This is a genomic window from Paraburkholderia sp. IMGN_8 (assembly GCF_038050405.1).
Classification (GTDB): domain Bacteria; phylum Pseudomonadota; class Gammaproteobacteria; order Burkholderiales; family Burkholderiaceae; genus Paraburkholderia.
The window spans coordinates 3074988-3088397 of the sequence record NZ_CP150901.1 but is presented as its reverse complement, the minus strand read 5'-3'; the positions used below and the strand labels follow the sequence as shown (position 1 = coordinate 3088397).

16 protein-coding genes are annotated in these 13410 nt (G+C 61.4%); 6 read left to right on the top strand and 10 right to left on the bottom strand.

Translation table 11 applies throughout. The features are described from left to right. Nucleotides 1-104: 104 nt before the first annotated feature. The 3 genes from WN982_RS35150 to WN982_RS35140 all read right to left on the bottom strand — a co-directional run bounded on the left by WN982_RS35150 (nucleotide 105) and on the right by WN982_RS35140 (nucleotide 2059). Nucleotides 105-1043 carry a S1C family serine protease gene (locus WN982_RS35150; RefSeq protein ID WP_341316600.1) on the bottom strand — a complete coding sequence of 313 codons (939 nt, stop codon included), beginning with the start codon at nucleotides 1041-1043 and terminating at the stop codon, nucleotides 105-107. A 205-nt stretch (nucleotides 1044-1248) separates the two neighbouring features. Next, nucleotides 1249-1497, bottom strand: coding sequence for a hypothetical protein (locus WN982_RS35145; protein WP_341316599.1), 249 nt, complete (start codon nucleotides 1495-1497; stop codon nucleotides 1249-1251). 136 nt (nucleotides 1498-1633) lie between these two features. Further along, a complete protein-coding gene (locus tag WN982_RS35140) occupies nucleotides 1634-2059 on the bottom strand; it encodes a hypothetical protein (RefSeq protein WP_341316598.1) in 426 nt (141 codons plus the stop codon). A gap of 48 nt (nucleotides 2060-2107) precedes the next feature. On the opposite strand from WN982_RS35140, the gene WN982_RS35135 reads away from it, so the two are divergent. The 3 genes from WN982_RS35135 to WN982_RS35125 all read left to right on the top strand — a co-directional run bounded on the left by WN982_RS35135 (nucleotide 2108) and on the right by WN982_RS35125 (nucleotide 3530). Then, a complete protein-coding gene (locus WN982_RS35135; RefSeq protein ID WP_341316597.1) occupies nucleotides 2108-2587 on the top strand; it encodes a GNAT family N-acetyltransferase in 480 nt (159 codons plus the stop codon). 97 nt (nucleotides 2588-2684) lie between these two features. Further along, a complete protein-coding gene (locus WN982_RS35130) occupies nucleotides 2685-3014 on the top strand; it encodes a DUF190 domain-containing protein (protein WP_341316596.1) in 330 nt (109 codons plus the stop codon). Between the two features lie 147 nt (nucleotides 3015-3161). Continuing rightward, nucleotides 3162-3530 carry a DUF190 domain-containing protein gene (locus WN982_RS35125; RefSeq protein ID WP_341316595.1) on the top strand — a complete coding sequence of 123 codons (369 nt, stop codon included), beginning with the start codon at nucleotides 3162-3164 and terminating at the stop codon, nucleotides 3528-3530. Nucleotides 3531-3597: 67 nt separating this feature from the next. On the opposite strand, the gene WN982_RS35120 is transcribed toward WN982_RS35125, so the two are convergent. The 3 genes from WN982_RS35120 to WN982_RS35110 are packed head-to-tail and all read right to left on the bottom strand — an operon-like array spanning nucleotide 3598 to nucleotide 7678. After that, entirely contained in the window at nucleotides 3598-4830 is a 1233-nt protein-coding gene (locus tag WN982_RS35120) for an FAD-binding oxidoreductase (RefSeq protein ID WP_341316594.1), read from the bottom strand. Between the two features lie 19 nt (nucleotides 4831-4849). Then, entirely contained in the window at nucleotides 4850-6376 is a 1527-nt protein-coding gene (locus WN982_RS35115; RefSeq protein ID WP_341316593.1) for an amidase family protein, read from the bottom strand. 15 nt (nucleotides 6377-6391) lie between these two features. Further along, complete coding sequence (locus WN982_RS35110; protein WP_341316592.1) at nucleotides 6392-7678, bottom strand: MFS transporter; 1287 nt, start codon at nucleotides 7676-7678, stop codon at nucleotides 6392-6394. A gap of 103 nt (nucleotides 7679-7781) precedes the next feature. Here WN982_RS35110 and WN982_RS35105 point away from each other — a divergent pair, with 103 nt between their 5' ends. Then, nucleotides 7782-8429 carry an XRE family transcriptional regulator gene (locus tag WN982_RS35105; protein WP_341319521.1) on the top strand — a complete coding sequence of 216 codons (648 nt, stop codon included), beginning with the start codon at nucleotides 7782-7784 and terminating at the stop codon, nucleotides 8427-8429. Between the two features lie 20 nt (nucleotides 8430-8449). Here WN982_RS35105 and WN982_RS35100 read toward each other — a convergent pair whose 3' ends face one another. The 4 genes from WN982_RS35100 to WN982_RS35085 are packed head-to-tail and all read right to left on the bottom strand — an operon-like array spanning nucleotide 8450 to nucleotide 11947. Beyond that, nucleotides 8450-9742, bottom strand: coding sequence for an FAD-binding oxidoreductase (locus WN982_RS35100; protein ID WP_341316591.1), 1293 nt, complete (start codon nucleotides 9740-9742; stop codon nucleotides 8450-8452). An 8-nt stretch (nucleotides 9743-9750) separates the two neighbouring features. After that, nucleotides 9751-10500, bottom strand: coding sequence for an amino acid ABC transporter ATP-binding protein (locus WN982_RS35095; RefSeq protein WP_341316590.1), 750 nt, complete (start codon nucleotides 10498-10500; stop codon nucleotides 9751-9753). Next, nucleotides 10497-11153: an amino acid ABC transporter permease gene (locus WN982_RS35090; RefSeq protein ID WP_341316589.1), complete on the bottom strand. Its 657-nt coding sequence runs from the start codon at nucleotides 11151-11153 to the stop codon at nucleotides 10497-10499. The genes WN982_RS35095 and WN982_RS35090 overlap by 4 nt, the downstream gene beginning before the upstream one ends. A 29-nt stretch (nucleotides 11154-11182) precedes the next feature. Further along, nucleotides 11183-11947, bottom strand: coding sequence for an ABC transporter substrate-binding protein (locus WN982_RS35085; protein ID WP_341316588.1), 765 nt, complete (start codon nucleotides 11945-11947; stop codon nucleotides 11183-11185). A gap of 153 nt (nucleotides 11948-12100) precedes the next feature. On the opposite strand from WN982_RS35085, the gene WN982_RS35080 reads away from it, so the two are divergent. Continuing rightward, nucleotides 12101-12919 (top strand): IclR family transcriptional regulator, encoded by an 819-nt coding sequence (locus WN982_RS35080; protein WP_341316587.1) that lies wholly within the window; start codon nucleotides 12101-12103, stop codon nucleotides 12917-12919. A gap of 168 nt (nucleotides 12920-13087) precedes the next feature. After that, nucleotides 13088-13369 (top strand): hypothetical protein, encoded by a 282-nt coding sequence (locus WN982_RS35075; protein ID WP_341316586.1) that lies wholly within the window; start codon nucleotides 13088-13090, stop codon nucleotides 13367-13369. Nucleotides 13370-13410: the final 41 nt, after the last annotated feature.

Genomic DNA, 13410 nt, shown 5'->3' with positions numbered 1-13410 from the left:
GCTTGCAGGTTTGCGCGCACCTGCGGCGAATCAGCAATGATCGCGACCCGGACTGAGCCCATCTGTGCCATCTGTCCATCCGACATTTGACCGGTTCCTGGACTTCACCGGCACGAATCCCGTTGCGGGCGTTCACCCACGGTGACCGAACACTCGGCGCGTTCGCCGCCCCGGATCAGCGCGATCTTCAACTGTTGTCCGATGCTCCCGGAACCAAGCGCAGTGTGCACGTCGTCCACATCGCGGCAAGGCTTGCCGTCCAGTTCGATCAGCACATCGCCCAGCAGCACGCCCGCTTGCTCCGCAGGACCGCCCGGCGCGAGTGAATTGACCAGCAATCCATGGTTGGAAGACAGGCTCATTTTCTCGACCCACGCATCCGACAGGTTCACTTGCTGCGTGCCGATGCCGAGGTAGCCTCGCGAGACGCGCCCTTTAGCCAGTAATTCCTCGGTGACGCGCTCCACGGTCACCCCGGGGATCACCATGCCCGCGCCACGTGCAAGCGCCGACGTGCAAATGCCCATGACCTGCCCGCGCACATCCGCGAGGGCGGCGCCGGAGAAACCCGGACGCAGGCCGCCATCGAGCCGCACGAACGCATCGAGCTGACCGCCCCTCCAGGTGCGCCAGGGACCGCCTGCATTGCCGATCACGCCAAAATCGGCACTGGTGCCAAATCCGTCTCCTCGCGCGACCGCGAGTACAAAATGGCCTGCCTTGAGCGAGCGGGCATCGCCGGACTCGACTGGGTCCAGGTCCACGCCGTCCAGTTTCAGCACGGCAACGTCGGTGCCGGTATCCCGGCCCGCGAGGACTGCGGGGACCGTACGGCCGTCGGCCAGCGTGACGTCGATTCCTTCCGCGCGTCTGAGCGTGTGTGCAGCCGTGACGACAACACCATGCCGCCAGATTACCCCGCTTGACGGAATGCGATGCCGTCCGTGTACCGCAACCACGCTCTGCCCGACCCGCTCGACGATTGCCGCCAGATTGTCGGAGAGATCCTGTAACGGATTGCCGCTGGATGTTGAGGTTTCCATGTGATTTCTCCTGCCTGCTCCGGTCGTTCGCGACACGAACCACTCGTGCCTCACGCCGCCCGTTGCGCACGAATCTTGGGCAAGTCAAGCGGTGACGAACGAACTCAGAATGACAGAACGAAGATAGGTGCACACCACCCGAACGGGTAGTCGGCTGCGCGAGCGCGCTGCGGCGTCGAATGATGATGTCGCTGGTCAGCCGACACTAGCGACGTCCGCTGCGGCCCCACACGTAGCGCACCCAACGTTGCCACCGGCTCTGCGGCGGAGCGAGTGAACGGCGCGCAGCCTGTGCTTCCCGGTCGCGCTCGACGCTCTTTTGCACCTGTTCGTGGATCTCGCGCATCGTCAGGCCGCTTGGACCTTTCAGTTTGTCGGGGTCGGAATCGGGGTTGGGGTTGTCTGTCATGGGGATAGCTGATTGCTGATGAGGCGACTTGATCTTGATCCACATGGGAAGTCGTGGCAAGCGTGCGAAATCGGCCTGGCGACGACGGCCCGATAGCCCAACGCTTTGCGACGTTCCACGTACGACGTGCCGCTCTGCCGGCTGACCGTCTCTGATTTCGCGAACCGGGGGACTACGTGTGTTACTGCCCGCGCGCAGGTGGTTGCGGGTTGTTCGCCGGGTTAGTGTCGAACCTGATGACGCTTCTGATTCCAGCGTTGCCGATTAGCGCGGATAGCTCCGCTTGCAGTAAGTCGGCAATGTCTTTGCCGTAGACTTCCTTGCCGTCTACATAGACAGTGAAGGACTGCAGGTACTTGGCCTTTTTCTCCGGGTTCTCAATCGTGTCTTTGGTCCATTGATACAGCGGATACTTTTCCGTGCCGAGTCGTTGAGCTTCGCTAACGTAGTCGGCGAAAGCGTCGAACTGGCACTTCACGGATGCATTGTGTCTTCGCATAACATCGTGAAGCGGGTCGTGTACCGTACACGTTGGGTCGTCGCGCAAGCTGGCTGCAAGCTCGGCCGAGACGCTGATCCTGATCTGGAATAGCCATGTGTCGTTCATGTTCACCTCGTGCTTCGACTCGTTTGTACATTAGCGGATATTTTCAACATGATTGAAATTGAAACAGCCGGATTCCCGCAGCACCTTGACATTGTTCGGGAGATCTTCCGCGAATACGCGGACGGCCTCGGTATCGATCTATGTTTCCAGAATTTTGAGGCAGAACTGGCCGATCTGCCCGGAAGGTACGCCGAGCCCCAAGGTCGAATTCTTCTCGCTTCGAGCAATGGGCACGTCGTCGGCTGTGTGGCGATGCGCCCGCTAGATGCAACGACTTGCGAAATGAAGCGCCTCTATGTACGACCCGCCGGACGTGGCCAACAGCTTGGACGGCGGTTAGGTGAATCCATCTGTCGAATCGCGAAAGAGGCCGGCTATGCGCGTATCGTTCTCGATACCCTTCCCAGCATGCAAGCGGCGCAGCAGCTCTACGTGTCACTGGGTTTCAAGGCTGTTGCTGCCTACACGTTCAACCCGGTCGCAGGAACCATATTTATGGAACTTGATTTGACTGGGTGGGCCAATTAAGCTGCATATCGCCCCCTCGTGCGCTGGCCCGTACACTTTGGCCAGAACGCACAGCGAGCGATACCTGGCGTTTTTCCCGGGCCAGGCGGAGGTCCTCATGAAAGGCAGTCATCTGACGGTGTTTGCGGCCAACCAGAGCCACCGGAAAAATCATATGTCGGTGGCCGACTGGATCGTGGACGAGGCGAAGAAGGCCGGCATTCAGGGTGCGACGGTCATTGAAGCGGCCGAAGCCATTGACGCACGCGGCAAGTATCACGCGGCGCGCTTCTTTGAACTGGTCGACCAGCCGGTTGCGGTCATGATTGCCGCCGACGACGCGCACATCGATGCGCTGCTCGGCAGCCTCAAGCGCGGAGGTATTCAACTCTTCTATACGCGCTGTCCCGTCGAATACGAAATGCTTGGAGCGGAGGGGGCGAAGTAGTGGACCTCAACGGCATCCGGCTGCACTGAAGCACTCGTACCGATCGTATTGCGCCGCACAATCGCGCTTCGCGGTCCTCCGTGAACTAGAATCAATCAGGTGGGGCGATGACTGCGCCGCGAGGCGCCGCGAAGGTGGGGGCGGGCGATGCAAGGCTATCAACTGACGTTCTATACCGAGCAGAACCGGAAGCACGGCCATCAGACCGTATGCGAATGGTTGTTGCATGAGGTTCGCCAGTTGGGCATTCAAGGCGCGACAGTTATCAACTGCGCCGAAGGCATCGGTCACGCGGGCGTGCATCACGCGGCGCATATGTTCAAGCTTGCCGACCAGCCGTTGCAGATCATTCTTGCCGTGACCGAAGAGGAGGCCGAGCGGCTACTGGACCTTGTGCGCGCGGAAAACGTGCACGTTTTCTACGTGCGTTTTCCGATCGAGTTCGGTCAGATCGGCGATGACGTGCCGCGCAAACCGTCCAAACATTTTTCCCTCTTCGGCAAGTCGGCGGGATAAAAGGAAGTGCCGACCTTGCATGTGCCGCTGCGTTATCTGCTTTGCAGAGCGCCGCTGGAAAAGGCCGCTAAAACCGATCCACCCTGAACGGGTGAGCGTCAACAATCGTCTGCTCGCCGGTCATCATTTCGGCGATCAGCCGGCCCGTCACGGGGCCGAGCGTCAGTCCGTGATGAGCGTGCCCGAAAGCAAACCACAGATTCTTGTGATTCCCCGCCGGTCCGATAATCGGCATCATGTCGGACGTACAGGGACGACGGCCCATCCACGGTTCGTCGTCGAGACGCTCGCCCAATGGAAACAGCTTGCGCGCGATCGGTTCCACAGCAGCGAGTTGCGTAGGTGTCTTGGGTGCATCGCACTCGGCGATTTCAGCGCCCGTGGTCAGCCGGATTCCTTGCCTCATGGGTGCGAGCAGGTAGCCATTTTCGACATCCAGCACGGGATGATTCAGGCGCGCCTCCCCTCGCGGGGCGTAGTGCATGTGATAGCCGCGTTTGACGGAAAGCGGCAGACGATACCCGAGTCGCGAACTCGCTTGATCCGACCACGGCCCCAAAGCGATCACCGCCTCCGAAGCCGTGATCGTCCCCTCGTCCGTATCGACTTCCCAAAGAGGACGAAGCGAGTTGGCATCGCCGAAAAAAAAGCGTCCGCCAAGCTGCTCGAAATACTTCGCGTAAGCAGTGACGAGCGCATTGGGATCGCTGACGGAGTCCGATTCGGTATAGCGCAATCCGCCCAGCAAAGCGGTATCGAGGTCGGGTTCGGCCTGCCGCAAGCGGGTTGCATCGAGCGACTCGAACGCCACACCATATTCCTGACGCCATTGTTCGGCGAGCCTTGTTTCCGCGTCCTGCTTCGCCGCGGTGCGAAAGACTTTCATCCATCCGATGGGACGCAACAATTCGCCGGCGCCTGCCTCGGCCGCCAGCGCCCGGTGCTCGCTCACACAGTGCTCGATCAACGTCGAGTAAGACCGTGCGATAGCCGCATGCTTCGCCGGGTGTGAATTGCGCCAGTATTGCCACAGGAATGGCGCTACCTTGAGCACGGCATTGGCGTGATAGCGGACGTCGGGCGATTCGTTACGCGCATAGCGTAGCAAGGTGCCGAGGTCGCGCGGAAATGCATACGGATAGACGCCTTCACGCTGAATCAACCCGGCGTTGCCAAACGAGGTCTCGTTGCCTGGCAGCTTGCGGTCCACGAGGGCCACCTTGCGGCCGCGTTTCTGAAGATGCACGGCGACTGACACACCCACAATACCCGCGCCGAGTACGACGGTATCGAATTTCATTGGGCTCCCGGTCACGTTCCTAGACCGTTGAGGTGCCAGCATGGCTGTCGCCGGCTTGATTGAAGAGAGGCGGCGCCGTAACAATGGAGGTCAGCGAAGGATTCGCGTGAGTGAGCTTCGACAAATCCGGCCGTGGCCGACGCAACACGGGAGAGGGTTCGAAGGCCTGTTCCAGAGCATGCGCGACGGCGAGCGTTTTCCGGTCGCCTTGAAACGGCCCGATAATCTGCAATCCGAACGGCATGCCGGCGCGATCGACGCCACACGGCAGTGAAATCGCCGGGTGCGTGGTCAGCGTGACCACATAAGTCAGCGCGAGCCATCGATAGTAATTTTCCTGCTCGCGTCCGTCGATCCGCTCGGCGTAGAGTTGCTGCCACGGAAACGGCGAGACCGGCGTGGTTGGTGAAAGAATCACATCGTAGTGTTCGAACGCGCGCTGAAATTTCTTGAAGATGCGCGTCTGCTCGGCCTGCGCCCATGCGCTGTCCGCAAGGCTCATGCTTGCGCCAAGTTCATAGTTGGCTCGTGTATTCGGTCCGAGCCGGCTCGGATCGCGCATGTAGGCATCGCGCAATCCCGCGACAAAACTCTCGGCGCGAATGACGTCGAAGCAGCGGTGCACGTCGCCCAGATCGAAGCTCACTTCCTCGCAGGTATGGAACATCGGCTTGAGTGCCGCCATGCGCTCGCGAAAGACTTGCCTGATGTCCTGATCGACGTCGCAACTGTCGAAGTCTTCGGTCCAGCCCACGCGCAGCGTGCTCAGATCGATGGCGGCAGGCAACGCAAAACTCAACGGATCGAGCGGCCAGGTCAGCGGATCGCCCGCCGAAACACCGGCTGTCGCGGCAAGCTGCAAGCAGGCCTCGGCGACGGTTCGGCCCATCGGACCCACTACCGAGATCGGCGTCCATCCCAGCAATCTGCGTGAGTTCGGCACCAGTCCGGGTGATGGCCGGAACCCGACCACGCCGCACTTCGATGCAGGTATCCGCAGCGAGCCGCCCGTGTCGGATCCGGTGCAGACGGGCAGCATGTCGCACGCGAGCGCCGCCGCTGAGCCACCTGACGACCCGCCCGCATTCAGTTCCGGATTGAACGGATTGCCGGTCGCGCCCCACACCGGGTTGCGCGTGTTCGCGCCCGCACCCAGTTCAGGAACATTGGTCTTGGCGGTCAGGATCGCGCCTGCTGCACGCAGGCGCTCGACCAGTACGACGTCTCGCGTGGGCACGTTGCCGCGCGACATCGGCGAGCCATAGGTGGTGAGCAGACCCGCTGTATCTTCGAGATCCTTCACGCCGAGCGGCAAGCCATGCAGCAAGCCGAGCGGCGCGCCGTCGAGAACCTGCCTTTCCGCTTCCTTCGCGGCTTTCCTGGCTTCGGGGTAAGCCGTTGCCGTCACGGCATTCACGGCGGGATTGATCGCCTCGATCCGTTCGATGCACGCATCCAGCAGCTCGACCGGCGAGATCTCCTTGGCGCCGATCATCCGCCGCAATTCCATAGCGCTTTGGCCGACAAGTTCGTCGTTACGACTCATTGCATCATCTCCGTGTTAGCCGAGCGCTTCGCCCGTGCGGTCCTTGAGCCAGATCACCGGGACAAGCGACACGAGGCAGGCGGCGGCGACATACCACGCTGGGGCCAGCGGATTGCCCGTCTGCGCGACCAGCCAGCTTGCGATAAACGGCGAGAAGCCGCCGAAAAACGATGCGCTGACCACATAAGTCAACGCGATTCCCGTCGCGCGAACGTGCTTGGGGAACAGTTCGGGGATCATCACGAGCACCGGTACGATCTGTCCAGCCACGAGCGCCGCAAGTACGCCGGAAACAACGCACAATGACATAGCCGACGGATGCGTGCCGAGGAACGTGAACGCCGGATAGACGAGCAGCAGCATCGCTACCCGCGACGTGACCAGCACGCGCTTTCGGCTGAACCGGTCGGCAAGGATGCCCGCGAGAGGCGCCGCGACGAATAACGCGAGTGAACTGACAATACCCGAAGTCACGGCCGTGGTGGGCGATAAATGCAGTGCGCGGACCGCATGGCTCGGCAGGAAAAACGCGACGATGTACACCGAGACGGAACCGCCCAGTTCGGCGAACGTGCCGAGAATCGTCAGCTTGAGGTGAGTGGTCAGCGCCGCTTTCAGCGCGCCTTGTGGCCGCGTTGCATCGGTGGCATGACTGACGAGTGTTTCCTCGAGCCGCTTGCGAATCAGCATGCCGGCGGGCGCAGCGACAATGCCGAGCAGGAATGGAATGCGCCAGCCCCATTCGAGCACGGCCTCTTTGGGCAGCGACACGTTGACGAGCGTCGCGACGGCCGCGCCGAGTGCGAGACCCGCGGCGGTGGCCGCAAAGTTCCAACTGGCGAAAAAGGCGCGCGTGTGGTTCGACGCGTATTCGATCAGTAGCGTGGTGCCTGGACCGAACTCGCCGCCTGCCGCGAATCCCTGGATCAGCCGCGCGGTCAAAACGATGAACGGTGCCGCAAGGCCGGCGACGGCATAAGTCGGCGCGCAGGCGATCATCGCGCAACTGAGCGCCATCAGCATGATGGTGAGCACCATCGCCTTCTTGCGTCCGACGCGATCCGCGTAGGCGCCGATCACGATTCCCCCGAGCGGTCTCACGACGAACCCCACGCCGAATACGCCGATGGACAGCAGGAATTGATTCACCGGCGATGCGCCCGGAAAGAACAACTGTCCAATCTGAATCGCAAAGAAGCTGTAGATAGTGAAGTCGTAGAATTCGAGGGCCGTGCCGATGGTCGTGGCCGCGATGACGTACTTCTTCGTCAGACCGGACTTGCCGAGTACGAGCGTAGACACAATATGCCCCCGTCGAAAAGGGTGGGATCGATGTAAATTATCATATACGAGAAAAAATAAAATTCTCGTATCCGACAAAAATCGAACTTTGGAAGCAGGCGCGATGGCAAAAGCAGCGGTAGCGGAAGTGGCGGCGGGCGTACAGGCCGCGCCGCCGGCGCTCGATCACAAAACAGTCGGCGCGCACATTCGCCAGGCGCGCAAGAAGCGCGGGCTGACGCTTACGGAATTGTCGGAGCGCTCGGGCATTGCTGTGTCGACCATATCGAAAGCGGAGCGCGGCGATATCGCGCTGACCTACGACAAGTTCGCGGCGCTTGCGCATTCACTGGAGCTGGACTTCGACGCGATTTTCGGCCGGAGCAGGAAAGCGGCTGCAGGGCCGCTGAAGCCAACGTTCACGGCATCCGGCAAGCAGGCGATCTATGACACGCCGAACTACGAGTACGGCATGCTGGCGAACAATCTGACCGGCAAGCGGATGGTGCCTATGCGCGCTCACATCCGCGCACGCGCGGTATCCGATTTTCCGGAATTCATCCGGCATTCAGGCGAGGAATTCGTTTTTCTCCTGAGTGGAAAACTGGAGCTGCGCTTTGAGAATGGCAAAGCGTTCAAGCTGATGCCTGGCGACAGTCTCTACTTCGACAGCTCGCTTGGGCATGTGTATTTGAGCCTGAGTAAAGAGGATGCCGAAGTATTGGTGTGCTGTGTGGATGCGGACGATAACCGGCCGCGCGGCGCTATATAAGCCGCTTCGCGCGATCTGTTTCAGGAGAGTGCGTCGAGCAGTCCGTACCACGCTACGCCTGCGCTGATGTAAAAGCGCTGCAGCGCGTGAAGCGGAATCGGCTTGATGGAGGTCGGCGGCAGCGGCAATCCCCGCGCCGTGCCCGCCAGGTGCGCGGCGAGATGTTTGCCGAGCGTCGTCGCCATGGCAATGCCGCGGCCGTTGTAGCCGAGTGCAATCGTCAGTCCCGGCGCCGGAAGATGCACATGGGGCAGAAAATCGCGCGTGATGCTGATGCGCCCCGCCCATCGATACTCGTATTCGACCTCTTTCAATTGCGGGTAGAGAAGTTGCGCCGCGCGTTCGAGGTGCGCCCAGTCCGACGTGCCGCGCGGTTCGCGAAACGGGCCGCGACCACCGATCAGCAGACGGCCTTCGGCGTCTCGCCGGAAGTACAGCAAGAGACGCCGCGAATCGGACGCCACTTCGCCACCCGGCAGAATGCTCGCGCTGATATCGGCGGGGAGAGGCCGGGTCGCAACGATAAAACTGTTCGCCGCGATCATCGACTGCGCGAGGCCGGGCCAGAGCGAATCGCTGTAGCCATTGGTCGCGACGAGTACCTGCCGCGCGTCGATGACCGGCCCGTTTGCGGTGTGGATGCGCCATCCGTTCGCGCTTTGTTCAAGCTTGCGCGCGCACGTGCCGCGATGGATCGACACGCCGCGCGCAATCGCTGCGCGTGCGAGACCGCGGGCGTAACTGAGCGGCTGCACGCTGCCCGCCCGCCGGTCCACCCATCCGCCGACGAATGCCTCCGTGCCGAGCCGCTGCGTGATTTGCGCGCGGTCGAGCAATTCGACATGCGCGCCCCGCGATTCCCACTGGCGTGCCCGCGCATGCAGCGTGTCCAGCAGCTTTGTCGAATGGGTGGGCTGGATCCAGCCGGCGCGTGTGGCATCGCACGCAATGCCGTGGCGCTCGATCAGACCGAACACCGTGCCGGCGGCGCCGCCAGCCATGTCCAGGAGCGTCTCACCGTCACGCGGACCGAAGCGCCGAACGAGTTCGGCGGGATCGTATTTCAGGCCGGGGATCACCTGTCCGCCGTTGCGGCCCGATGCACCCCAGCCGGGCTCGTTCGCGTCGATGACGCAGACATCGATCCCGAGTTCGCTGAGATGCAGCGCGGTGGATAGGCCCGTATAACCCGCGCCGACGATCGCGACATCGACACACTTCGACGCCCCAAGCGGCGGCGTCTCCACGGCGGGTTCGGCGGTCGCGGCCCAGAGCGAGGGCGGCAACGGCTTGCTGGCTTCGACTATTTTCATCGTGCTGTTCAGTTCGACGCGGCTGCGTTGGCAGGGGCAAGCATGCGGCGCAGAAAATCTCGCGTGCGCGGGTGATCGGGGCGCTCGAGCAGGTCGGCGGCAGGGCCTTGTTCGCAGATCGTGCCGTCGTAGAGGAAGCACACGCGATCCGCGACTTCGCGGGCGAAACCCATCTCGTGCGTGACGACGATCATCGTCATGCCGTCGTCGGCCAATTGCCGCATCACGCTCAGGACCTCGCCGACGAGTTCCGGGTCGAGCGCCGAGGTGGGTTCGTCGAACAGAATCGCCTTCGGCTCCATGGCGAGCGCGCGCGCGATGGCGACGCGCTGTTGCTGGCCACCCGACAGCTCCGCCGGATACGCATCGATCCGGTGCGAGAGGCCGACTTTGTCCAGCAGGTGTCGCGCCTTTTCGCGTGCCGCGTCGCGCGATTCCTTCTTCACGTAGAGCGGTCCTTCGCAGACGTTTTCGAGTGCCGTGCGATGCGGAAACAGATTGAAGCGCTGGAACACCATGCCGACCTGCGTGCGCAATTCGTGAATCAGCTTCGACTTCGCGTCGACGCGCTCGCCTTCGACGGTGATCGTGCCCGCATCGTAGGTTTCGAGGCCGTTGATGCAGCGCAGGAGTGTCGACTTGCCGGACCCCGACGGCCCGATCAGACACACCACCTGGCCCGCGTCGACACTGAGGCTCACGCCCTTGAGCACTTCCTGATCGTGGAAGCGCTTGTGAATGGATTGAACTTCGATCATCGTCTTCCCTTGAGACCGAGGCGTCGTTCGAGACGCCGCAAGCCATAGACGAGCGGCAGGCTGAGCGCGAGATAGAGCAGGGCGACGAGCGTGAATACCGTCATGTTCTGGAAGGTCGACGACGCGATCAATTGACCTGCACGCGTCATTTCCGCGACGGTGATCGTCGACGCGAGCGACGAGTCCTTCAGCATCATCACGAGCGTGTTGCCGTAGGGCGGCAGCGCGATGCGAAATGCTTGCGGCAGGATCACGCGGCGCATGATCAACGCGCCGCGCATGCCGATGGATTGCGCGGCTTCGATCTGCCCGTGATCGATCGCCTCGATCCCGGCGCGGAAGTTCTCCGCCTGATACGCCGAATACGCGATGCCGAGTCCGATGAAACCCGCCTGAAACGCGCTCAATTGAATGCCGAGATCGGGCAGCACGAAGTAGATGTAGAACAGCTGCACGATGATCGGCAGGCCGCGGATCACGTTGATGACGGTGGCCGCGGCATGCGAGAGCACCTTGTTCTCCGACACGCGCATCAGCGCGAGCGCGAGGCCGAGGATCGTGCTCAGAAGAAAGGAGCAGAAGGTGATCTCGACTGTGATAACCGCGCCCTTGAGCAGGATCGGCAGAAAGTCGAGCGCGTTCTGGATGAACATGACGTGTCCCCCTTAAACAGGTGACCGTGTCATTCCACCTGCCATTTCTTGATGATCTGCGTGAGCGTGCCGTCCGATTTGATCTTCCGGATGCCGGCGTTCAGCTTCTCGAGCGTCTCGTTGTCGCCCTTTCTCACGACGAAGCACAATTGGCCTTTCACGGACGGCTGATAGCCATCGACGAGACGCAACTGCGGATTCGGATTCTTCTGCAACTGGTACGCGATGATCGGATGGTCGCCGAAACCCGCCTTGATGCGCCCGAGTGCGACGTCTCGCATGATGTCCGCGACTGAGTCGTAGGTGCGCACTTCCTTGAAGATGCCTTTCTTGTTCAGCGCGTCGACGAACGCCGTGCCCACTTGCGCGCCGACGACTTCGCCCTTGAGATCGTCCATCGACGTGTAGGTGTTCTTGTCGTCGGCCCGCACGATGAGCCCCTCGCCATACGAATAGACCGTGTCCGAGAAGTCGACGATCTGCTGACGGGCCGGCGTCTTCAGCATCGCGGCGGAGATCACGTCGATTTTCTTCGTGGTGAGCGACGGGATAAGCGCGGCGAAGGTTGTCTGTTCCACCTTCACGTCGAAACCGGCGGCCTTGCCGGTGGCCGTGATCGCATCGACGAGCAGGCCCTGGATCGAATTGCTCTTCACGTCGAGGAAGGTGAACGGCACGCCGGTGGCGGTGGCGCCGACCGTATACGACGGCGCGGCTTGCGCCAGCGCCGGCGTTGCTGCGATGACCAATCCGGCAATGGCGGCGCCGGCAATACGCTTGACAAACTGGATCATGAGACTCTCCGCGACGGTAAGAGACAACAGTTGAGGTATCGGTAGACAGCGTGCAGGAATCATATTCGAGTCAAAAATATCGAATAACATTATTTGCGTATCGATATTCGATATGCTAGTGTCGAATATAACTATTCACAATTGGGTATTTCCATGAGCGGCAAAGGCGCGGAACACGCGAATGAGGCGGCAGCGCTGGAAGCGCCGGACGCGCTTTTCAACCAGTCGCTGGAAAAGGGCATTGCCGTACTGCGCGCTTTCAGCGCGCAACGCCGGACGATGAGCCTGCCGGAAGTGGCCGAGGCGACTTCGATCACGAAGAGCTCGGCGCAGCGGATGATCTACACGCTCGAAAAGCTGGGTTATGTGCGCAAGCATCCGCGCACGAAGCGCTATCAACTCACGCCTCGTGTGATGCAGATCGGCTTTAACTATGTCGCCGCGGATACCCTGATCGACGTCGCCAATCCGTTTCTATCCGAACTCACGAACCTGACTGGCGAGACCACGAGTCTCACCGAACCGGACGGCGTCGAGATGCTGTATGTCGCGCGCTTCGTCTGTACGAAATTCGTGCCGATCCACATGCCCATCGGCAGCCGCATTCCCATGTATTGCACCGCTTCCGGCCGTGCCTATCTCGGCGCGCTTGCCGACGACGAAGCGCGCGCGCTGCTCGAAGCAAGTGAACGCGTGGTGCATACGCAGTACACGGTGACGGACATTGGAGAAATCGAGGCGCTGCTTGCGCAGGGGCGGCGCAATGGCTATACGTCGAATCGCGAGGAACTGTTCATCGGCGACATGACGATCGCCGCACCGGTGCTGGATGGCGAGAGAAGGCCGGTAGCCTCGGTGCATGTGGTCGCGCCGACCAGCCGCTGGACGCTTGCCGATGCGGAGCAACGCCTGGCGCCGGCGGTGATCGATTGCGCTCGTGGGATCAGCAATTCGATTCGGACATTGGGTTAGGTCGATACGGCGCTATTGCCCGGCATAACCCACGGGGGTGGTGTATTTGTTACAAGTTCGCGTTGAAGCAGGCGTGGCAATGATCCACACTGAGTTCGATCAACAAACGACGGCTACGCGTAACGTGGTCAGCATGCAGCGTATTGCTGCTTTGTCTAGGGGGATAACATGAAACGTTTCTTTATTGTCGCCGCGTTCGCGGGTTTCGGAATCGGAGCGTCAGGACTTGCGAATGCTGTCGACGTAGGGGTTGGCATCAACATTGGCGTACCGCCGCCCGTCGTGGTCGCACCTGCGCCGGTGGTCGTCGTGTCGCCGGGTTGGCATGGCGACCGTTACTGGGACGGTCGCCGCTACTGGGATCGCGACGAATGGGAAGAGCATCGTCACCATCACGGGCATGGGCCCGATCACTGTCCGCCGGGGCACGCGAAAAAGGGCGAGTGCTAAGCTGCGTTTCGGAATGCAGCCGCGAGGAATGACGTAAGTCC

Bases quoted from the DNA above. Each gene is read 5' to 3' on its own strand.
- WN982_RS35085 (WP_341316588.1), bottom strand. From the start codon at position 11,947: ATGATCCAGTTTGTCAAGCGTATTGCCGGCGCCGCCATTGCCGGATTG.
- WN982_RS35135 (WP_341316597.1), top strand. From the start codon at position 2,108: ATGATTGAAATTGAAACAGCCGGATTCCCGCAGCACCTTGACATTGTT.
- WN982_RS35105 (WP_341319521.1), top strand. From the start codon at position 7,782: ATGGCAAAAGCAGCGGTAGCGGAAGTGGCGGCGGGCGTACAGGCCGCG.
- WN982_RS35100 (WP_341316591.1), bottom strand. From the start codon at position 9,742: ATGAAAATAGTCGAAGCCAGCAAGCCGTTGCCGCCCTCGCTCTGGGCC.
- WN982_RS35090 (WP_341316589.1), bottom strand. From the start codon at position 11,153: ATGTTCATCCAGAACGCGCTCGACTTTCTGCCGATCCTGCTCAAGGGC.
- WN982_RS35075 (WP_341316586.1), top strand. From the start codon at position 13,088: ATGAAACGTTTCTTTATTGTCGCCGCGTTCGCGGGTTTCGGAATCGGA.
- WN982_RS35120 (WP_341316594.1), bottom strand. From the start codon at position 4,830: ATGAAATTCGATACCGTCGTACTCGGCGCGGGTATTGTGGGTGTGTCA.
- WN982_RS35080 (WP_341316587.1), top strand. From the start codon at position 12,101: ATGAGCGGCAAAGGCGCGGAACACGCGAATGAGGCGGCAGCGCTGGAA.
- WN982_RS35095 (WP_341316590.1), bottom strand. From the start codon at position 10,500: ATGATCGAAGTTCAATCCATTCACAAGCGCTTCCACGATCAGGAAGTG.
- WN982_RS35150 (WP_341316600.1), bottom strand. From the start codon at position 1,043: ATGGAAACCTCAACATCCAGCGGCAATCCGTTACAGGATCTCTCCGAC.
- WN982_RS35145 (WP_341316599.1), bottom strand. From the start codon at position 1,497: ATGTGGATCAAGATCAAGTCGCCTCATCAGCAATCAGCTATCCCCATG.
- WN982_RS35125 (WP_341316595.1), top strand. From the start codon at position 3,162: ATGCAAGGCTATCAACTGACGTTCTATACCGAGCAGAACCGGAAGCAC.
- WN982_RS35130 (WP_341316596.1), top strand. From the start codon at position 2,685: ATGAAAGGCAGTCATCTGACGGTGTTTGCGGCCAACCAGAGCCACCGG.
- WN982_RS35115 (WP_341316593.1), bottom strand. From the start codon at position 6,376: ATGAGTCGTAACGACGAACTTGTCGGCCAAAGCGCTATGGAATTGCGG.
- WN982_RS35140 (WP_341316598.1), bottom strand. From the start codon at position 2,059: ATGAACGACACATGGCTATTCCAGATCAGGATCAGCGTCTCGGCCGAG.